Source organism: Streptomyces sp. NPDC052036, from assembly GCF_040680495.1.
Lineage (GTDB): Bacteria > Actinomycetota > Actinomycetes > Streptomycetales > Streptomycetaceae > Streptomyces.
The window spans coordinates 72,942-92,990 of sequence record NZ_JBFAWW010000005.1; the positions used below are offsets into that span (position 1 = coordinate 72,942).

The 20,049-nt window shown below is 71.0% G+C and carries 18 protein-coding genes and 2 tRNA genes; 11 read left to right on the forward strand and 9 right to left on the reverse strand.

Annotated elements, in window-relative coordinates; all coding sequences use genetic code 11:
- Nucleotides 1–15 precede the first annotated feature (15 nt).
- On the forward strand, nt 16–771 hold the full coding sequence (locus tag AB0L95_RS10165; protein ID WP_365159828.1) for an AIM24 family protein: 756 nt from the start codon (nt 16–18) through the stop codon (nt 769–771).
- 89 nt (nt 772–860) lie between these two features.
- Here the strand turns inward: AB0L95_RS10165 and AB0L95_RS10170 are convergent, their stop codons facing one another.
- Complete coding sequence (locus tag AB0L95_RS10170; protein ID WP_365159831.1) at nt 861–1,376, reverse strand: NUDIX hydrolase; 516 nt, start codon at nt 1,374–1,376, stop codon at nt 861–863.
- Entirely contained in the window at nt 1,373–2,806 is a 1,434-nt protein-coding gene (locus AB0L95_RS10175; RefSeq protein ID WP_365159834.1) for a zinc-dependent metalloprotease, read from the reverse strand. The genes AB0L95_RS10170 and AB0L95_RS10175 overlap by 4 nt, the downstream gene beginning before the upstream one ends.
- 190 nt (nt 2,807–2,996) lie before the next feature.
- Between AB0L95_RS10175 and AB0L95_RS10180 the strand changes: the two genes are divergently transcribed.
- The 4 genes from AB0L95_RS10180 to AB0L95_RS10195 all read left to right on the forward strand — a co-directional run bounded on the left by AB0L95_RS10180 (nt 2,997) and on the right by AB0L95_RS10195 (nt 6,215).
- A complete protein-coding gene (locus tag AB0L95_RS10180) occupies nt 2,997–4,160 on the forward strand; it encodes an SDR family oxidoreductase (RefSeq protein WP_365159837.1) in 1,164 nt (387 codons plus the stop codon).
- A gap of 73 nt (nt 4,161–4,233) precedes the next feature.
- The gene (locus tag AB0L95_RS10185) at nt 4,234–4,695 is read left to right on the forward strand and encodes a molybdenum cofactor biosynthesis protein MoaE (protein ID WP_365159840.1); all 462 of its coding nucleotides are present in this window, start codon (nt 4,234–4,236) and stop codon (nt 4,693–4,695) included.
- A 176-nt stretch (nt 4,696–4,871) separates the two neighbouring features.
- Nucleotides 4,872–5,036: a hypothetical protein gene (locus tag AB0L95_RS10190; RefSeq protein WP_365159843.1), complete on the forward strand. Its 165-nt coding sequence runs from the start codon at nt 4,872–4,874 to the stop codon at nt 5,034–5,036.
- Nucleotides 5,037–5,117: 81 nt separating this feature from the next.
- Entirely contained in the window at nt 5,118–6,215 is a 1,098-nt protein-coding gene (locus tag AB0L95_RS10195) for a PDZ domain-containing protein (RefSeq protein ID WP_365159846.1), read from the forward strand.
- Between the two features lie 114 nt (nt 6,216–6,329).
- Here AB0L95_RS10195 and AB0L95_RS10200 read toward each other — a convergent pair whose 3' ends face one another.
- Complete coding sequence (locus AB0L95_RS10200; protein WP_365159849.1) at nt 6,330–6,872, reverse strand: PPA1309 family protein; 543 nt, start codon at nt 6,870–6,872, stop codon at nt 6,330–6,332.
- Nucleotides 6,873–7,053: 181 nt separating this feature from the next.
- Here AB0L95_RS10200 and AB0L95_RS10205 point away from each other — a divergent pair, with 181 nt between their 5' ends.
- From AB0L95_RS10205 to AB0L95_RS10220, 4 genes are all read left to right on the forward strand, one after another.
- Nucleotides 7,054–10,041, forward strand: coding sequence for a UPF0182 family protein (locus AB0L95_RS10205; RefSeq protein ID WP_365160384.1), 2,988 nt, complete (start codon nt 7,054–7,056; stop codon nt 10,039–10,041).
- A 43-nt stretch (nt 10,042–10,084) separates the two neighbouring features.
- A tRNA-Met gene (locus AB0L95_RS10210) sits at nt 10,085–10,158 on the forward strand.
- Between the two features lie 248 nt (nt 10,159–10,406).
- The gene (locus AB0L95_RS10215; RefSeq protein WP_365159852.1) at nt 10,407–12,239 is read left to right on the forward strand and encodes a tetratricopeptide repeat protein; all 1,833 of its coding nucleotides are present in this window, start codon (nt 10,407–10,409) and stop codon (nt 12,237–12,239) included.
- 119 nt (nt 12,240–12,358) lie between these two features.
- A tRNA-Met gene (locus AB0L95_RS10220) sits at nt 12,359–12,432 on the forward strand.
- A gap of 236 nt (nt 12,433–12,668) precedes the next feature.
- Here AB0L95_RS10220 and AB0L95_RS10225 read toward each other — a convergent pair.
- Nucleotides 12,669–13,085 carry a Fur family transcriptional regulator gene (locus tag AB0L95_RS10225; protein WP_365159855.1) on the reverse strand — a complete coding sequence of 139 codons (417 nt, stop codon included), beginning with the start codon at nt 13,083–13,085 and terminating at the stop codon, nt 12,669–12,671.
- 143 nt (nt 13,086–13,228) lie between these two features.
- On the opposite strand from AB0L95_RS10225, the gene AB0L95_RS10230 reads away from it, so the two are divergent.
- A complete protein-coding gene (locus AB0L95_RS10230; protein ID WP_365159858.1) occupies nt 13,229–14,683 on the forward strand; it encodes a catalase in 1,455 nt (484 codons plus the stop codon).
- Between the two features lie 149 nt (nt 14,684–14,832).
- Here AB0L95_RS10230 and AB0L95_RS10235 read toward each other — a convergent pair whose 3' ends face one another.
- Both AB0L95_RS10235 and hisN read right to left on the reverse strand, forming a co-directional pair.
- Nucleotides 14,833–15,234, reverse strand: coding sequence for a CBS domain-containing protein (locus AB0L95_RS10235; protein ID WP_365159860.1), 402 nt, complete (start codon nt 15,232–15,234; stop codon nt 14,833–14,835).
- A 238-nt stretch (nt 15,235–15,472) separates the two neighbouring features.
- Nucleotides 15,473–16,273 carry a histidinol-phosphatase gene (hisN, locus tag AB0L95_RS10240; protein WP_365159863.1) on the reverse strand — a complete coding sequence of 267 codons (801 nt, stop codon included), beginning with the start codon at nt 16,271–16,273 and terminating at the stop codon, nt 15,473–15,475.
- 235 nt (nt 16,274–16,508) lie between these two features.
- Here hisN and AB0L95_RS10245 point away from each other — a divergent pair, with 235 nt between their 5' ends.
- Nucleotides 16,509–17,117, forward strand: coding sequence for a TetR/AcrR family transcriptional regulator (locus AB0L95_RS10245; protein ID WP_365159866.1), 609 nt, complete (start codon nt 16,509–16,511; stop codon nt 17,115–17,117).
- A gap of 42 nt (nt 17,118–17,159) precedes the next feature.
- On the opposite strand, the gene AB0L95_RS10250 is transcribed toward AB0L95_RS10245, so the two are convergent.
- The 3 genes from AB0L95_RS10250 to aroA form a co-directional block, all read right to left on the reverse strand.
- A complete protein-coding gene (locus AB0L95_RS10250) occupies nt 17,160–17,483 on the reverse strand; it encodes a multidrug efflux SMR transporter (protein ID WP_365159869.1) in 324 nt (107 codons plus the stop codon).
- A 208-nt stretch (nt 17,484–17,691) separates the two neighbouring features.
- Complete coding sequence (rsgA, locus tag AB0L95_RS10255; RefSeq protein WP_365159872.1) at nt 17,692–18,705, reverse strand: ribosome small subunit-dependent GTPase A; 1,014 nt, start codon at nt 18,703–18,705, stop codon at nt 17,692–17,694.
- 16 nt (nt 18,706–18,721) lie between these two features.
- A complete protein-coding gene (gene aroA, locus AB0L95_RS10260; protein WP_365159875.1) occupies nt 18,722–20,038 on the reverse strand; it encodes a 3-phosphoshikimate 1-carboxyvinyltransferase in 1,317 nt (438 codons plus the stop codon).
- Nucleotides 20,039–20,049: the final 11 nt, after the last annotated feature.

The following is a 20,049-nucleotide window of genomic DNA, read 5'->3' on the forward strand; positions in this document are numbered from 1 at the left end:
GGGGAACCGCACACCATGCAGAGCACGCTTTTCGGCTACAACGAGCAGCAGACCCAGGAGCGCTACAGTCTGCAGAACCCGCAGCTGCTGCGCGTCCTGCTGGAGGGCCACGACGACATCCTGGCGCGCAAGGGCACCATGGTCGCCTACCAGGGGCTCATCGAGTTCGACGCCGAGTACCAGAGCAGCGGCCAGCACCGTGCGCGCGCCCACACCGGCGAGGGAGTGGACCTGATGCGCTGTCACGGGCAGGGCACCGTCTACTTCGCCAATCTCGCCCAGTACGTCCACGTCATGGACGTCGAACGGGACGGGCTCACCGTCGACAGCAGCTATGTGCTGGCGATGGACTCCTCGCTGCACCACGAGGTCATCGCCGTGGACAGCCAGTACGGCATCTCCGGCTCCGGCAAGTACCAGCTCAACATCACCGGGCACGGCAAGGTCGCGCTGATGACGTCGGGCGCGCCCCTGCTGATGCAGGTCACGCCCGACAAGTACGTCAACTGCGACGCGGACGCGATCGTTGCCTGGTCCACCGGCCTGCGGGTGCAGATGCAGGCCCAGACGCACACCTCAGGGGTGTGGCGCCGGCGCGGCAACACCGGTGAGGGCTGGGAGCTCAGCTTCATGGGCAGCGGCTTCGCGCTGGTGCAGCCCAGCGAACTGCTGCCGCCGCAGAACGCGGTGATCGGGCAGGGGCTGCGCGCCCAGTACGGCATGGGTCAGCACGGGGCACGGGCGCAGAACCAGGGCAACGTCTGGAGCTGACCGCCCGGAGTCCGGGGACCGTGTAAGGGGCGACCGTGTAAGGGGCGACCGCAATGGCGATCGCCCCTTACACGCATCCATACCTGACGTCACAGCCTGGCGCGCGTCGTCTCCAGCAGACGTACGACCGAGTCGTCCGCCACGGCCGCCACCTCGTCGTAGGCGAACCAGCGCAGGTCCAGCGATTCGTCGCTGATCGCCTCGACGGCCCCGGCCGGAGCGAGCGCCGCGTACTGGACGTCGAGATGCCAGGCGCACGGAGTGTGATGACGGTCCAGGCGCACCGGACCGCCGGGCAGCAGGGCCAGCCCCGCGATGCCCGACTCCTCCGTGGCCTCCCGCAGGGCGGCGGCCGCCAGCGTCGCGTCGGACGGCTCGCAGTGGCCGCCCATCTGCAGCCACATCCGCAGCTTCCCGTGCAGGGTCAGCAGCACCCGGTCGCGCTCGGGATCGATCACCAGGGCGCTCGCCGTGACATGCCCGTCACGGCAGGCCTTCCACATGCCGTCCGGATGCGTCGCCAAGTGGTCCAGGTAGACCTGGCGCAGCTCTTCCTGGCCCTCGTAGCCCTTCAGGACGAGGACCGCGTCGTCGTGGAGGCTCACTCGGCGTCGTCGCCCTCGGCCTCGCCGTCGTCCTTCTTGGTCAGGTCGGTCTTCCCGGCGGAGCCGCCCGCCGCCTCGCCGAGCATCTTGTCCAGCTCGGAGAAGTCGAGCTGCTCACGGTGCACAAAGCCGTCCGGGTCGTCCAGGTCGGACGCCGTGGGCAGCATGTCCGGGTGCGCCCACAGGCCGTCCCGGCCGTCCACGCCCCGCGCGTCGGTGAGCGAGGCCCACAGACGGGAGGCGTCCCGCAGCCGACGCGGACGCAGCTCCAGACCGATCAGCGTGGCGAACGTCTGCTCGGCGGGGCCGCCCGAGGCGCGACGGCGACGCAGGGTCTCGCGCAGCGCGTCCGCGGAGCCCAGGCGCGGCTTCGCCGCGGCGTGCACCACCGCGTCCACCCAGCCCTCGACCAGCGCCAGCGCCGTCTCGAGACGGGCCAGGGCCGCCTTCTGCGCCGGTGTGTCCTCCGGCTGGAACATGCCCTGCTGGAGCGCCTGCTGCAGCTCCTCCGGGTTCTGCGGGTCGAACTGGCCGACCACGTCCTCCAGCTTGGCCGTGTCGACCTTGATGCCGCGCGCATAGCCCTCGACCGCGCCGAACAGGTGCGAGCGCAGCCACGGGACATGGGCGAACAGACGCTGGTGGGCGGCCTCCCGCAGGGCGAGATACAGCCGCACCTCTTCCTGGGGCACGCCCAGGTCCTTGCCGAGCGCCTCGATGTTCAGCGGCAGCAGCGCGGCCTTGCCGGCCGGGCCGAGCGGCAGACCGATGTCGGTGGACCCGACGACCTCGCCGGCGAGCACACCGACGGCCTGCCCGATCTGCGTGCCGAACATGGCGCCGCCCATGGAACGCATCATGCCGATCAGCGGGCCCGCCATGGCCTGCATCTCCTCCGGCAGGACGTCGCCCATGGCCGCGCCGACGCGCTCGGCGACCGGGTCGACGAGCTCCTTCCACACCGGCAGGGTCGCCTCGACCCACTCCGCGCGGCTCCAGGCCACGGCGGAGCCGGCGCCGGACGGGAGCGACGTCACATCGTCGAGCCACAGGTCGGCGAGGCGGACGGCCTCCTCGACCGCGGAGCGCTCGCCGGGGCTCACACTCGCGTCCTTGGTGCCGTCCGGGGTGCCCTGGGAGACCGTCTGGCGGGCGATCTGCTTGGCCATGTCCCAGTTCACCGGGCCGCCCTCGTAGGAGAGCATCTGGCCCAGCTGCTGGAACGCGGCGCCCAGGTCGGTGGGGTTCAGGGAACCGAACATCGCGGCGAGCGGGTTGTCGGCGCCGGCTCCGCCGGCTCCGGGGTGCCCGAAACCGAACGGGTTGGCCGGTCCCTGACCACCACCGCTCTCCTGGTCCTTCTTCTTGCCCTCGTCGCCGTTCTCCGGCTCCTCCGGCGGAAGGCCGAATCCGAATGGGGTGTCACTCACGGGATTCCTCGGCTGGTAAGGCCACCGGCTTTCTCCGGCGGCTGGCTGCCCGACAACACACCCAGCGTAGACACCCCGGCGCGATCGGGCCTGGGTGCTTCACCGACACCTGGGCTGCGGCAGGATGGATGCCACCTGGTACGGCCGCGTGTGCCGCGCCCGTACTGAAGACAACCGCTGGAGACGCCCGGTGAGTTCCCCAGATCCACAGGTTCGCGCAGCGCGAAACCATTCGGCCCGCCCGTCGCCCGACGACCGCCGCCGCCCGGCGGCGCAGCGCGGCGACCAGGCGCCCGCCCTCCGTGGGCCCGTCGTCGCGGTCACCGGCGCCGCGTCCGGCGTCGGCGCGCTGCTGACCGAGCGGCTCGCCGCGTCCGACGCGATCAAGCAGGTCATCGCCATCGACGAGCGGCGCGGGGAGTGCGCGGCGGCGCAGTGGCACATCCTGGACGTGCGGGACCCGGCGATCGCCGACAAGCTGCGCGGCGCGGACGTCGTGGTGCACCTGGCCCTCGACCTCGACCTGGAGACGGATCCCGCGGCGCGCACGGCGTACAACGTGCGCGGGACGCAGACCGTGCTGACCGCCGCCGCGGCCGCCGGGGTGCACCGGGTGGTGCTGTGCACCTCGGCGATGGTCTACGGGGCGCTGCCGGACAACGAGCTGCCGCTCTCGGAGGACGCCGAGCTGCGGGCCACGGCGGAGGCGACCGGGGTCGGGGATCTGCTGGAGATCGAGCGGCTGGCGCGGCGGGCGCCGCGCGCGCACCCGGGACTCAATGTCACCGTGGTCCGGCCGTCCGTGCTGGTCGGCGGCACGGACACAGCGCTGACCAGGTATTTCGAGTCGCCGCGGCTGCTGGTGGTGGCGGGGTCGCGGCCGGCCTGGCAGTTCTGCCATGTCGAGGACCTGTGCAGCGCCCTGGAGTACGCCGTCCTGGAGAAGGTGGAGGGGGAGCTCGCCGTCGGGTGCGACGGATGGCTGGAGCAGGAGGAGGTCGAGGAGCTGAGCGGGATCCGGCGGATGGAGCTGCCCTCGGCGGTCGCCCTGGGGGCGGCGGCCCGGCTGCACCGGATCGGACTGACGCCCTCGCCCGCCGGGGACCTCGCGTACACGATGTACCCGTGGGTGGTCAGCGGCAGCCGACTGCACGACGCCGGATGGCGGCCCCGGTGGACGAACGAGGAGGTCCTCGCGGAGCTGCTGGAGGAGGCCTCCGGGCGGCACACCGTGGCGGGCCGGCGGCTCGGGCGCAAGGACGCGACGGCGGCGGGTGCCGCGGGTGCCACGGTGGCTCTGCTCGGTGCGGCCGCGGTGGTGCGGCGGGCGCGCAAGGCCCGTCGGCGCATCTGAGGATCCGCTCCTCGCGCGCGTGCCGGCGGATCTCTCGCTTCCTCGCCCCGGAGGTGTACGGCACGATGGGGGCATGGCACCCCACAGCAACCACCCCGGTGAGCGCGCGGCGGACGATCCGATCAAGTTGCTCGCGATCCGCGACACCCCCCTCTCTCTCGACGAGGTCTTCCGGGCGGTCGGGGACGACGCGGCCGGCGGGACGGCGCTGTTCGTCGGGACCGTGCGCAACCACGACGCCGGGGCGGACGTCGAGGAGCTGGCGTATTCGAGCCACCCCAGTGCCGAGGCGGAGATGCGGCGGATCGCAGAGAAGGTCGCCGCCGACCATCCGGTGCGGGCCCTCGCGGCCGTGCACCGCGTCGGGAACCTGAGGGTCGGCGACCTCGCCGTGGTCGTCGCCGTGGCCTGCCCCCACCGGGGCGAGGCCTTCGAGGCGTGCCGCAGGCTGATCGACGATCTCAAGCACGAGGTGCCGATCTGGAAGCACCAGACGTTCTCCGACGGGACGGAGGAATGGGTGGGCGCGTGCTGACCCCCGGGCGCCGCCCGGCGGCGCCGTCCGCCCCCGGCGCACTCCTCTCATAGGGTTAACCGAGCTCTCACCGGTCTCCGGTTGCGTAACCGCACCCCTGACGCGAGCGTTGACAAGGCGGATGGTTAATCTGCTGATCAGTCAGTTGCGGTCGCTCATGGGGTTGGGAGGTCGGCATGGCGGCGCTCGCCTGGTTGCTGATTCCGCTTTTGGCTGCGGTCGGTGCCGGACTGTGGGGCGGCTGGGCCGGCCGTCATCGCAAGACCGCGGGTGACGGCTCCGAGCTGGCCGGATACGCGCGCTTCCGCGAGGCCATGGAGAAATCCCACTCCGGCACCTGAGAGCTCCCGCCCGAGAGGCCGCCCACACGGATGGGACAGCCCCGGGGGTGCACTGACAGGACCTTCCCGTACTGTCGTTCCATGCCACGCCGCACCGCGACGATGCTCGCCTCCACCCTGATGCTGATCGCGCTCCTGTGCGCGGGAGTGTTCATCAAAGTGCCGTACTCGGAGATGTCCCCGGGGCCGACGGTGAACACCCTCGCCGAGCACGACGGCGAGCCGGTGCTGCAGATCTCCGGGCGCAAGACCTATCCGACGACCGGCCATCTGAACATGACCACGGTCCGGGTCACCAGCGCCGACTACAACATGAACCTGGTCGAGGCGGTCTACGGCTGGCTTGCGCACGACGACAAGGTCGTCCCGCACGACACGCTCTACCCGGACGGCAAGACCGAGCAGCAGTCCACCCAGGAGAACGCCGAGGAGTTCTCCCAGTCCCAGGAGAGCGCCAAGGTCGCCGCCCTGAAGCAGTTGGGCGTCCCCGTGAAGTCCTGGGTGATCGTCGCCACCGTCCTCAAGGACTCCCCCGCCGAGGGCAGGCTGCACGCCGGTGATGTCATCAAGGCCGTGGACGGGACGCCCGTGAAGGGGCCCGACGACGTCGCCAAGCTGGTCACCAAGCACAAGCCGGGACAGGACGTCGTCTTCACGATCCTGCCCGCCAAGGAGCAGGCCGCCGCCGAGAAGGCGCAGAAGACGGCCACCACGACCCAGGACGTGACGATCACCACGGCGAAGTCCCACGACAGCGGCCGGCAGCGAGCCATAGTCGGGATCTCCGCCGGGACCGACCACACGTTCCCGTTCACGATCGACATCAAGCTCGCCGACGTCGGCGGTCCCAGCGCGGGGCTGATGTTCGCCCTCGGCATCGTCGACAAGCTCACCCCGGACGACCTCACCGGCGGGAAGTTCGTGGCCGGCACCGGCACCATCGACGACGACGGGCACGTCGGCCCGATCGGCGGGGTCGAGATGAAGACCGTCGGCGCGCGCGAGAAGGGCGCCCAGTACTTCCTGACGCCCAAGGACAACTGCGCGGCCGCCGCCAAGGACACCCCCGAGGGCCTCACCCTCGTCCGGGTCAACACCATCGGCGACGCCCTGAACGCCCTCAAGGACATCCGCACCGGCAAGACCGCCGACCTCCCGAAGTGCACCACCAAGGGCTAGAACCAGGGCGCACGAGCAGGCTCCGCGCTCCCGGGCGCGGCAAGGGCGTGTACGACGGCGGGGGCGCCCCCTGATCATCAGGGGGCGCCCCCGCCGTCGCAGCACGCGCGGGCCTCAGTCCGCGAACGTCGCCGTCAGCGCCTCCGCGAGCCCCGGCACCAGGTCCGGGCCGGTCAGCACCTCCGTCGGCGAGTCCTTCTCGCGCAGCCGCAGCGCCGACTCACGCGCGCCGTCCCGCAGCACCGCCACCGTCATCCGCACCTCCTGGCGGTCCGGGTGCTCGGCGACCCACCGGGCGAGCTTCTTCTCGCTCAGCCCCTGCGGGACCGAGGCCTCCGCGGACGGCGGCAGCATCAGCCGCTCCACCGCGAGCGCGCAGCCGACCACCGCGTCGGGCCAGGCGATGGTGGCGAGGAACTCGTCCAGCGGGCTGTCGGCAGGGATCTCCTCCTGCTCGATCGGGGTGAGGCCCGCTGACTCGGACTCGTTCTCCAGACCGAGCTGGGCCGCGAGCGAGGGTTCCTGGGTCCGCAGCCGCGCGGTGTCGACGAGGGCGAAGAGGCGAGCGGGCTGGTCCCACCCGAGGCCGGAGACGTACTCGTCGATCTCGAGCACGGCCCGGGTGAGGGGACTCGCTGCCATGGGAGTGTTGGACATGGTCACAATCCTGCCTCGTTCCTCACTCCAACCCGGAATCGGGAACCGAGTAAAGCGCCAGTAAGTTGCATAGGTGAGGCTCCGCGATGGTGGAGCCTCATCCCTGGTCCGCGTTCACGGGGGCCTGACGGATCAACACGGATCAACAGACAACTTCGAGGTGCGCACCTTGGCTTTCCAGATGCCGGACCGCGGCGGAGGCCCGACGGGGCCCCGGATCAGAGTGGGCCGCCCGTCCGGGCGCGCCCGGACCCTGCTCATGACACTGGGGGTCCTCGCCGTCCTCGGTATGGCGTTCGTCATGTTCGCCGGCTTCTGGACGGACTGGCTCTGGTACCGGTCGGTGAAGTACTCGTCCGTCTTCACGACCACGCTGTGGACCAAGATCGGGCTCTTCTTCGTCTTCGGTCTGCTGATGGCGGCCGCGGTCGGCTTCAACATCTGGCTCGCCCACCGGATGCGTCCGCCGCTGAGCGCCATGTCCATGGAGCAGCAGAGCCTCGACCGCTACCGGATGGGGATCGCGCCCTACAAGCGATGGCTGCTCCTCGCGATCACCGCCCTGGTGGGCCTGATCGCGGGCGCCTCCGCGGCCGGCCAGTGGCAGACCTGGCTGATGTGGGTCAACGGCGTGCCCTTCCACCAGAAGGACCCCCAGTTCCACCTGGACGTCTCCTTCTACGCCTTCGACCTGCCCTGGTACCGCTTCCTGCTGGCCTTCGGCTTCGCCGCCACGGTGCTGTCGCTGATCGCCGCCGCGCTCACGCACTACCTGTACGGCGGCCTCAGGCTCACCTCCCCGGGAGCGCGCGCCACGGCCGCCGCGACCGGACACCTGTCGGTGCTGCTCGGCGTCTTCGTCGCCCTGAAGGCCGTCGCCTACTGGCTCGACCGGTACGGACTCGCCGTGAAGTCCAGCGACTTCAAGGCGACCGGCGACTGGACCGGCCTGAGGTACGTCGACGCGAACGCCTACCTGCCCGCCAAGACCATCCTGTTCTGCATCGCGGTCATCTGCGCGCTGCTCTTCTTCGCCACCCTGTGGCGGCGCACCTGGCAGCTGCCCGTCATCGGCTTCGGCCTGATGGTCCTGTCGGCGATCCTCATCGGCGGGCTGTACCCGGCGATCGTGCAGAAGTTCCAGGTCCAGCCGAACGAGCAGGCCAAGGAAGCGCCGTACGTCGCGAAGAACCTCAAGGCGACCCGCGAGGCCTACGGCATCGACGACGCCCAGGTCACCGAGTACGACGGCACGAGCACCACCAAGGACAAGGACAAGCTGCGCACGGACGCCGACGCCACGGCGAGCATCCGCCTGCTGGACCCGAACGTCGTCTCGCCGACGTTCCAGCAGCTGCAGCAGATGAAGAACTACTACGCCTTCCCGACCAACCTGGACGTCGACCGGTACACCAAGGACGGCAAGGACCAGGACACGGTCATCGGTCTGCGTGAGCTGAACCTGGCGGGCATCCCGAAGCAGAACTGGATCAACGACCACTTCCGCTACACCCACGGCTACGGTGTGGTCGCCGCCAAGGGCACCACCGCCGACGGCAACGGCCAGCCCGTGTTCACCGAGTCCGACCTGCCGTCCTCCGGTGATCTGGGCACCTACGAGCAGCGGATCTACTACGGCGAGAAGACCACCGAGTACTCGATCGTCGGCGGTCCCCAGAAGGAGATCGACTACTCCGACGACAGCGGCGAGAAGACCACCTCCTACCAGGGCAAGAGCGGTGTCAGCCTCTCCGGCCCGATCAACCGGGCCGCGTACGCGGTCGCGTTCGGGGAGCCGCAGATCCTCTACTCCGGAGCCATCGGCGACGGCTCCCGGATCCTGTACAACCGCACGCCCAAGCAGCGTGTGGAGGCGGTCGCACCCTGGCTGACCATCGACGGCGACGCCTACCCGGCGGTCGTCGACGGCCGGATCCAGTGGATCGTCGACGCCTACACGACGACGAACGGCTATCCGTACGCCTCCCGTACGACGCTCGGCGACACGACGGCCGACTCGCTCACCGCGGGCAACACCCAGCGCGCGGTGATGGCCCAGCAGAACCAGGTCAACTACATCCGCAACTCGGTCAAGGCGACCGTCGACGCCTACACCGGCGAGGTCAAGCTCTACCAGTGGGACACCGAGGACCCGGTGCTGAAGACCTGGATGAAGGCGTTCCCGGGGACCGTGAAGTCGCGGAGCGACATCTCGCCGTCGCTGATGTCCCATCTGAGGTACCCGCAGGACCTGTTCAAGGTCCAGCGTGAACTGCTCACCCGCTACCACGTCAAGGACGCGCAGACGTTCCTCAGCGGCAGCGAGGTGTGGCAGGTGCCGGACGACCCCACCAACAAGTCGGGCAACGCGGTGCCGCCGTACTACCTGAGCATGAAGATGCCCGACCAGTCCGCGCAGGCGTTCTCGCTGACGACGACGTTCACGCCGAACGGCCGCGACAACCTGAGCGCCTTCATGTCGGTCAACGCCGAGGCGGGCAGCCCTGATTACGGCAAGATCAGAGTCCTGAAGCTGCCGACGAGCAAGACGGTAGACGGCCCCAAGCAGGTCCAGAGCCAGTTCAACTCCGAACAGGACATCGCCGAGTCGATCAGGCTTCTCAAGGGCGGTGACTCGGACATCGAGTACGGCAACCTGCTCACCGTCCCGATCGACGGCGGCCTGCTGTACGTCGAACCCGTCTACGTGCGCGGCGGCGGCCTCAAGTACCCGCTGCTGCGCAAGGTGCTGGTGACCTACGGCGGCAACACGGCGTTCGAGGACACCCTCGGCCAGGCGCTCGACAAGGTCTTCGGGGCACAGGCGTCGACCTCCCCGCCGGGGACCGGGACCACCAACCCGCCGCCATCCGGCAACCCGACGGTCCAACAGGCGCTCCAGGACGCCCAGAAGGCGTACGACGCCGGCCAGGAGGCCCTCAAGAAGGGTGACTGGGGAGCGTACGGGCAGGCGCAGAAGGACCTTCAGGACGCGCTGAAGCGGGCCGAGGAGGCGCAGTCCAAGCCCGGCAAGGCCACGGGCGGCAGCAGCGGCGCACAGGCCGGCGCGACTCCGTCCGCCGGTCCGAGCGGCTCGCCCAGCAGCGCGGCCAGCGGTTCACCGAGCAGCGGCCCGAGCAGTTCGCCGAGCGGTTCGGGCGGCGGCTGATCCGAGAGCCCTCCCGCGCCGTGATAAGGTTGCATCACAACGGCGCGGGGTGGAGCAGCTCGGTAGCTCGCTGGGCTCATAACCCAGAGGTCGCAGGTTCAAATCCTGTCCCCGCTACTGAAGTCGAGGGCCCGGATCCTGATCAGGATCCGGGCCCTCGACGTGTGCGGACGCACGACGGGGCGTGCGAAGACACGACGAGGCGTACGGCGTGACCTGGCGACTCATGTGAAGTGGGGCGGAATGCAGGGGCAGTTGGCCACTCTGTGTTTGACTTGTCTCTCTGTGGGCATGTCGACAAAACGCTGAAGTGACCTCACTGGCTGCGGTATACCAGGTGTACCCAGGTTGCAGGTGGTGCGACGATGGACGTTATGGGGGACAAGGCAACTCTGTTCGAATCAGGGCGAATTGTGCAGCCCGCCGAGCGGGACGAGGTGGGCGAAAAAGGCGAGGCCGTCGAGACCGGGGAGGCCGTCGAGGAGGTGCGCAACCGGCTCGCCGCGGAGGCCGGCGACATCGAGGCGATGAGCGTCCTCGGGGCGATGCTGCTGCGCCGTGGCGATCTGGACGGGGCCGAGCCCCAGCTGCGCGCCGCCACCTCCGCGGGTGACCGTGCCGCGGCCAACAACCTGGGTGTCCTGCTGCACCAGCGGGGATACGCCGACGAGGCCGCGGGCTGGTGGCGGGTCGCCGCCGTCGCCGGGTCGGCCGCGGCGGCGCACGCGCTCGGACGGCACCACCGTGAGCGCGGCGACGAACCCGCCGCGGAGTACTGGCTGCGCCAGTCCGCGGAACAGGGCCACACCCTCGGCGCGTACGCGCTCGCGGATCTGCTGGAGCACCGCGGTGACGAGGGTGCCGAGGGGTGGATGCGGGCCGCCGCCGAGCGCGGGCACCGCGAGGCCGCCTACCGGCTGGCGCGGACACTGGACAGCAGGGCCTTGGAGGTCCAGGAGACCGGTGGTGACAACGGTGTCAGTGCGTCCGGACTGGAGGAGGCCGAGCAGTGGTACCGGCAGGCCGCCGCGCGCGGACACCGCCGGGCCGCGCTGCACCTCGGGGCGATCCTGGAGAAGCGGGGGGAGCTGAAGGAGGCGGGGCGCTGGTATCTGACGAGCGCCAAGGACGGCGAGGCGCGGGCCGCCTGCGCGCTCGGCTTTCTGCTGCGGGACGCGGGGGACACCGAGAGCGCCGCCGTGTGGTGGCTGCGGGCCGCCCAGGAGGGCGACGGCAACGCGGCGAACGCGCTCGGGGCGCTGCACGCCGAGCGTGGCGAGACGCAGACCGCCGAGCGCTGGTACCGGGCCGCGATGGACGCGGGCGACATCAACGGCGCCTACAACCTGGCGCTGCTCTGCGCGGAGCAGGGACGCACCGCGCACGCCGAGCAGTGGTACCGGCGGGCGGCGTACAGCGGGCACCGCGAGGCGGCGAACGCGCTCGCCATCCTGCTGCTGCACGGCGGGGACACGGCGGGCGCCGAACCGTGGTTCTCCAAGGCGGCGGAGGCGGGAAGCGTCGACGCCGCCTTCAACCTCGGGATTCTGCACGCCGGACGCGACGACGACGCGACGGCGCTCGCGTGGTACGAGCGGGCGGCGGCCGCCGGGCACACCGAGGCGGCCCTCCAGGTCGGGATCGCGCGACTGCGGGAGGGGGACGAGCAGACGGCCGAGCGGCATCTGCGGTGCGCCGCCGGGGGCGGCAGCGCCGAGGCCGCCTACCGGCTGGCCACCGTGCTGGACGCACGCCGGCCGCCCCCGCCCGCCCATGAGCTGGGGGAGCCGTCGTACGAGAAGAGCGAGTGCGAGGAGTGGTACGAGCGGGCGGCGACGCAGGGGCACCGGCGGGCGCAGGTGCGGGTCGGCATGCTGGCCGCGGCGCGGGGTGATGTCGTCCAGGCGGCCCGATGGTACCGGGAGGCGGCGGAGGGCGGATCGCGCAACGGGGCGTTCAACCTGGGGCTGCTGCTCGCCCGGGAGGGGAGCGAGCCGGAGGCGGCGCTGTGGTGGACGCGGGCGGCGGACGCGGGCCACGGCCGGGCGGCGCTGCGGCTGGCCCTCGTGTACGCACGACGGGGAGAGCTGGCGGAGGGGCAGCGGTGGGCCGACCGGGCCGTGTCGCTCGGGCCGGCCGAGGTGTCCGAACGGGCCGAGCGGCTGCGGGACGCACTGCGGCAGGAGCTGTCGGCGTGACGACCTGTGCGACCCCCGGCGGCGAGGGCCCGGCGGGCCCCGTCCCAACCACGGCGACCCCGCCCCGTGGAAGCGATTTGCCTCTGTCGGCGCTGTTGACGTAACGTTGCGTTCACCGACGCGGGGTGGAGCAGCTCGGTAGCTCGCTGGGCTCATAACCCAGAGGTCGCAGGTTCAAATCCTGTCCCCGCTACTGAAGGCCAGGGCCGGAATCCGAAAGGGTTCCGGCCCTGACGCGTATACGGCTGCCGATCGCCTGTTTCGAGCGCCGGCGCACCGCTTTCGGCCGTCGGGGAACAGGCCGAATCCCGCCCCCCGGTCGATGAGTACGCGAGCGAGCCCTGGGGAAGATCACCCGCCATGGACGCGGCCCGCACAGCAGACAGCCCCGGCACCTGTGCGGTGCCGGGGCCTTCGGGGGAGCCGTGCTTATGCCGTCACGCAGTCCGGGCACAGCCCGCGGTACGTCACCTCGACGTCCGAGACCGTGAAACCGAAGCGCTCCGAGGTCGGAAGGTCGGCCATCGGGTCGCCCGTCGTATGGACGTCACGGATCGCGCCACAGCGAGCGCAGACCAGGTGGTGGTGCGGCTGGTGGGCGTTCGGGTCGTACCGCTTGGCGCGCTTGTCCGTGGCGACCTCGAGGATCTCGCCGAGGGACACCAGCTCACCCAGCGTGTTGTAGACGGTCGCCCGGGAGATCTCGGGCAGCCTGACGACGGCCCGAGCATGCACCTCGTCGGCCGTCAGGTGGACGTGTTCACCGTCGAGGACCTCGGCCACGACACGTCGCTGCGCGGTCATCCGCCATCCGCGTCCGCGCAGCCGTTCCAACAGGTCACTCATACAGACCAGCCTAACAGCAAGGGGACCAGGTCCCGAATGGGTGTGACTTTGGAGCTTTGCTTGACTTAGACATTGTCCATTGTAGGATCGAGATCGGGTTTGGCCAAGCGACAGGGTTGGTCAGAAACGACGCAGGAGGCGCAGTGACGCAGGGACCGCTCACGACGGAAGCCGGTGCTCCGGTAGCCGACAACCAGAACAGTGAGACCGCGGGCGTCGGCGGCCCGGTTCTCGTTCAGGACCAGCACCTCTTCGAGAAGCTGGCGCACTTCAACCGGGAGCGCATCCCGGAGCGTGTGGTGCACGCCCGTGGCGCGGGCGCCTACGGCACCTTCACGGTCACCGCCGATCTCACGCCGTACACGCGTGCCAAGTTCCTCACCGAGGCCGGCAAGGAGACCGAGGTCTTCCTGCGCTTCTCGACCGTGGCGGGCAACCTGGGCGCCCCGGACGCCGTCCGTGACCCCCGCGGCTTCGCGCTGAAGTTCTACACCGAAGAGGGCAACTACGACCTCGTCGGCAACAACACCCCGGTGTTCTTCGTCAAGGACGCCATCAAGTTCCCCGACTTCATCCACACCCAGAAGCGCGACCCCTACAGCGGTTCGCAGGAGCCCGACAACGTCTGGGACTTCTGGGGCCTGTCGCCCGAGTCCACCCACCAGGTGACCTGGCTCCACGGCGACCGCGGCATCCCGGCGTCCTACCGCCACATGAACGGCTACGGCTCGCACACGTACCAGTGGAACAACGAGGCGGGCGAGGTCTTCTGGGTCAAGTACCACTTCAAGACCGACCAGGGGATCAAGACCCTCACCAACGACGAGGCCAACAAGCTCGCCGGTGAGGACCCCGACTCCCACCAGCGCGACCTGCGCGAGGCCATCGAGCGCGGCGAGTTCCCGAGCTGGACCGTGCAGGTCCAGATCATGCCGGCGGCGGACGCGGCGACCTACCGCTTCAACCCGTTCGACCTCACCAAGGTGTGGCCGCACGAGGACTACCCGCCGATCGAGATCGGCAAGCTGGAGCTCAACCGCAACCCGGAGAACATCTTCGCCGAGGTCGAGCAGTCGATCTTCAGCCCCGCCCACTTCGTGCCGGGCATCGGTCCCTCGCCGGACAAGATGCTCCAGGGCCGCCTGTTCGCCTACGGCGACGCCCACCGCTACCGCGTCGGTGTCAACGCCGACCACCTGCCGGTGAACCGCCCGCACGCCGCGGAGGCGCGCACCAACTCCCGTGACGGCTACCTGTACGACGGCCGCCACAAGGGCGCGAAGAACTACGAGCCGAACAGCTTCGGCGGCCCGTTCCAGACGGACCGTCCGCTGTGGCAGCCGTTCGACGCCTTCACGGCCGGCACCGGCACCCACGAGGCCCCGGTCCACGCCGAGGACAACGACTTCGTGCAGGCGGGCAACCTCTACCGGCTGATGTCGGAAGGGGAGAAGGAGCGCCTGATCGGCAACCTTGCGGGCGCCATCTCGAAGGTCTCGCGCGACGACATCGCCGAGCGCGCGATCAACAACTTCCGTCAGGCCGACGGAGACTTCGGCAAGCGCCTGGAGGCCGCGGTCCAGGCCCTGCGCGGCTGACCCGGGTTGGACCGCTTGTCGTAGGGGACGGGCCGGACTCCCTTGAGGGGGTCCGGCCCGTCCGCGTGCCCGCGGCCGGTCGGAGGGGTGTCCGCGGGCGCTCCGAACAAAACTGGGCGCCCAGTTTGTTCGGAGCTCTGAGAGCGGCTCTAACGGGCCGCGGCGGGCACCCGCTGTCGGGCCGGGGCCCAGCAGCGGATGATGTCGCGGACCGAGACGACCCCGACCGGTTCGTCGCGGTCGAGCACGATCAGATGCCGGAAGCCGCCGTGGGCCATGGCGGCCGCGGCCTCTTCCAGGGTCCATGTGGGCGTGGCGAAGACCACGTCCGTGGTGGTGTGGGCATCGGCCCGCTCGGTGTCGGGGTTCTGGCCGAGGCCGACGGAGTTCAGGATGTCACGCTCGGTGAGGATGCCGAGACCGCCGGCATCCGGATCGAGGACCACGGCCGCGCCGACGCGGCGGGCGGACATCAGGGTTGCTGCCTGGCGCAGGGTGTGTGCGGGGCCGATGGTGAGGACCATCGTGCTCATGGCGTCGCGGACGAGCATGGACGAAGCCACCTCCTGGGGTGTGCGGAATGCACTGGTTCAGGGCCCCGGATCCGATGGATGCCGCCCGCCGGAGGCGCCTGCTCCGCGCTTCACAAATTCACAAGTGGGGGATTTCCAGGGTCGCAGGCAAAGCGCGGGTCAACAAGAGGGCGCGCGTCGTGAGTTCAGGGGCGCTCGCGGTGCACAACAGCACCGATGGCAGCAGCCATGGCGGCACCGAGGGCAGTGACGACGTCTAGTAGCGGCCGCTCAGATAGTCCAGCAGGGTGTCGTGGAGCAGCCCGTTCGAGGCGGCCGCATTGCCGCTGTGCGGGCCCGGGCGGCCGTCGAGACCCGTGAAGGAGCCGCCGGCCTCGGTCACGATGATCGCGTTCGCCGCCATGTCCCACAGGGAGAGCTCCGGCTCGGCACAGATGTCCACCGAGCCCTCGGCGACCATCATGTACGGCCAGAAGTCGCCGTAGCCGCGGGTGCGCCACACCGCGCGCGTCAGGTCCAGGAAGCCGTTCAGCCGCCCCTGCTCCTCCCAGCCGGACAGCGAGGAGTACGCGAAGGAGGCGTCGGACAGCTCCGCGACGCGGGAGACCCGCAGCCGGGACGCCGAGGACAGGCTGCGGCCGGTGAACGCGCCGTGTCCCTTGGCGGCCCACCAGCGGCGGCCCAGCGCGGGCGCGGAGACGAGGCCGACGACGGGCTGGTAGCCCCCCTCGCCCGCCTCCGTCAGGGAGATCAGGGTGGCCCAGACGGGCACTCCGCGTACGTAGTTCTTGGTGCCGTCGATCGGGTCGACGACCCAGCGGCGCGGCCCCGTGCCCTCGATGCCGTACTCCTCGCCGAGGATCGCGTCCCGCGGCCGGGCGCGCTGCAGCTGGCCGCGGATCAGCTCCTCGGCGGCCTTGTCGGCCTCGCTCACCGGTGTCATGTCCGGTTTGGTCTCGACCTTGAGGTCGAGGGCCTTGAACCGGGCCATGGTCGCGGCGTCCGAGGCGTCCGCGAGCACATGCGCGAGCCGCAGGTCATCGAGATAGTCGGGCATGAACGAACCGTATCCGCCCGTTCCGGGGCACGGCCAGACGACCCGGGGATCTTCGAGAACTCCCCGAGGTCCTGGCCGTCTCGCCGCCCCGGCCGTGCGCCGCCGTGACCAGGCGCGGTGGCAGGATCACGGCGTGTACGGGACCCTGGGCGCCCCCTTGCACCGCCGCGAACCCTTGACAGTGCTGGTCCGCACGTCAAATCTGTGCGTCAGAGCCGCCGGCCCGAGGGGGGCGATGATGCCTGCAGCGCGGGAATCCCTGCTGGACGCCGCTTATACGGCGCTCGCGCGTCGCCCGTGGGCCGCCGTGCGCATGGTGGACGTGGCCGTGGCGGCCGGTGTCTCCCGCCAGACCCTCTACAACGAGTTCGGCAGCAAGGAGGGGCTCGCCCGGGCCCTGGTGCGGCGGGAGGCGGACGGCTATCTCGCCGGTGTCGACCGGGCGCTGGCCGTGCACACGGGCCCCCGGGAGCGGCTGGCCGCGATCGCCGAGTGGATGACCTCCGCCGCCCGCGGCAACCCCCTCGTGCGCGCCATGCTCACCGGCTGCTGGAGCGAGCGGCTGCCCGCACCGACGCTCTCGGCGGTGCCGTCCACCTCCGCGGTGCCCGCGCAGCGCCGGGCCGACGGGCCGCTGCCCTCCCCGGCGGACTTCGTGTCCCTGGTCCGCGACCGTGCCGTCACGGCGGTGGCCGGACCGGTGCCGGCCAAGGCGGAGGCGGCGGAACTGACCCGCGTCTGCGAACTGGTCGTACGGCTGTCCCTGTCCTGTGTCGCGGCCCCGCCGGGGGAGGGCGGGGTCACGGAGCTGGTGCGCCAGGCCCTGCCGGGGCCGGTGCGCTGAGAAGGCGCCCGGCGGTCCCGGCATCCGGAACGGGGGCGTTCCTCAGTGGGCCGACCCGGACAGCTGCAGGCCGATCACGCCCACGATCACCAGCGTGATCGAGGCGAGCTTCAAGGTCGAGACCAGGTCGCCCAGGAAGATCATGCCGTAGATCGCCGTTCCCGCCGCGCCGATCCCGGTCCACACCGCGTACGCCGGGCCCACGTCCAGCTTCTTCAGGGACAGGGTGAGGAGGCCGAAGCTGCCGAGGGCGAAGCAGCAGAACGCCACCGTGGGCCAGAGTCGGGTGAACCCGTGCGAGAGCTTGAGACAGACGGCGAAGCCGGTCTCCAGGAGTCCGGCCACGATGACCAGCAGCCACGCCATGTCTCGTCCTCCCGCGTACCCACGTCGACTGCCTTGTTGGTCGGTCAGGTCCGGTGCGAGTAAAGCAATTACCTGCCTGCGGCGGACGCAAACACGAGGAGGCCGGACGCGAGGAGTTCGATCACGGGGAACGCCGGACGCCGAGCGCGACCGGAGGAGGGCGCCAGACCCCCGTCAGGTCTTGTCAGTCAGTCCCCCTCAGTCCCTCTCAGTCCCCCTCCCTCCGCTCGCGCGTGGCCAGCAGCCGGCGCAGCGAGTACAGCCGTGCCGGGTCCGCGTGCCCGTCGGCCACCCAGGTGTCCAGCGCGCAGTCCGGCTCGTCGTGGCTGCACGCCCGCGGACAGCCCTCGGTGCCGGGCTCCAGGTCCGGGAAGGCGTGGATGACGCGGGAGGGATCGATGTGCGCGAGGCCGAAGGACCGCACCCCCGGGGTGTCGACCACCCAGCCGTCGCGACCGTCCCCCAGGGGCAGCGCGAGCGCCGACGTCGTGGTGTGCCGCCCGCGGCCGGTGACCGCGTTGACATGGCCCGTCGTGCGCCGCCGGTCCTTGGGCACCAACGCGTTGACCAGCGTCGTCTTGCCCACACCGGAGTGCCCGACGAACGCCGTGACCTTGCCGTCCAGAAGTTCGTGCACCCGGCCCGCCGCGCTGCCGCTCTCCAGCTCCTCGCGGCTGGTGACGACGTACGGGATGTCCAGTGCCCCGTACAGCTCCAGGAGCTTGTCCGGCGGGGCGAGGTCGGACTTCGTCATCACCAGGAGCGGTTCGAGGCCGCCGTCGTACGCGGCGACCAGACAGCGGTCGATCAGCCGCGGGCGCGGCTCCGGGTTGGCGAGGGCGGTGACGATGGCCAGCTGGTCGGCGTTGGCGACGACCACGCGCTCGTACGGATCGTCGTCGTCCGCCGTACGGCGCAGGACGGAGGCGCGTTCCTCGATGCGGACGATGCGGGCGAGGGTGTCCTTGGTGCCGGACAGATCGCCGACCAGGGCGACGCGGTCGCCGACCACCGCCGCCTTGCGGCCCAGTTCCCGGGCCTTCATCGCGACGACCGCACGGTCGTCGACGAGGCAGGTGAGCCGGCCGCGGTCGACGGTGAGCACCATGCCCTCCGCCGCGTCCTCGTGCTTGGGCCGGATGTGCGTACGCGGCCGGTTGCCCTTGCGGTTCGGGCGGCTGCGGATGTCGTCCTCGTCGGTGTGCTTGCCGTAGCGGCGCATGATCTCGGTCCGCCCGTCAGTTCCCGAGCATCCCGGCCCACAGCTCGGGGAAGTCCGGCAGGGTCTTGGCCGTCGTCGCCACGTTCTCGATCCGCACGCCGTCGACCGCGAGACCGATGACGGCGCCCGCCGTGGCCATCCGGTGGTCGTCGTAGGTGTGGAAGACGCCGCCGTGCAGGGGGCGCGGGCGGATGTGCAGGCCGTCGGCGGTCTCGGTGACGTCGCCGCCCAGCTCGTTGATCTCCTTGGTGAGCGCCGCCAGCCGGTCCGTCTCGTGCAGCCGCAGATGGGCCACCCCGCGCAGGGTCGACGGGGAGTCGGCGAGGGCCGCGACCGCCGCGATGCCCGGGGTCAGCTCGCCGACCTCGCTCAGGTCCACATCAATCCCGTGGAGGGCACCCGAACCGGTGAATTCGAGGCCGCGCTCGGTCAGCGCGCAGGCACCGCCCATCTCGGTGAAGATCTCGCGCAGCCGGTCGCCGGGCTGGGTCGTGCGGGCCGGCCAGTCCGGGATGACGACCTTGCCGCCGGTGACCAGCGCGGCCGCGAGGAACGGCTGGGCGTTGGAGAGATCCGGCTCGACGGTCAGGTCCCGGCCCAGCAGGGCGCCCGGCGTGACCCGCCAGACGTTCGGCTCGCCGCCCGACTCCGGGGTGTCCACCTGTGCGCCCACCGCGCGCAGCATGTCGACGGTCATACGGATGTGCGGCATGGAGGGCAGCGTCGCGCCGGTGTGCCGGACCTCGACGCCCTGGTTGAAGCGCGGCGCGGACAGCAGCAGGGCGCTGACGAACTGGGACGAGGAGGACGCGTCGACGGACACCGGGCCGCCGTCGAGCGCGCCGCCGCCGTGCACGGTCAGCGGCAGGGCGCCGCGGGCGTCGTCGTCGATGCGGGCGCCGAGGACGCGCAGGGCGTCGATCACGCCGTTCAGGGGGCGCTCGTAGGAGCGGGGGTCACCGTCGAAGCGGACGGGACCGTCGGCGAGCGCGGCCACCGGGGGCAGGAAGCGCATCACGGTGCCGGCGTTGCCGACGTCGACCGTGGCCGGGCCCTGCAGCGCGGCCGGGATCACCCGCCAGGTCTCGCCGGAGCCGTCGGGGCCGACCCCCTCCTCGATGCCGACGCCCAGCGCGCGCAGGGCACCGGCCATGAGCAAGGTGTCGCGCGAGCGCAGGGGGCGGCGCAGCCAGCCCGGCTCGGAGGCGAGCGCGGCGAGGACGAGCGCACGGTTGGTGACCGACTTCGACCCGGGCACATGCACCGTCGCGTCGACGGCTCCGCTCGCGTGCGGGGCGGTCCAGAGGGCGGTCTGTGCGGGGTTCACGGTCATGCGCCCCACTG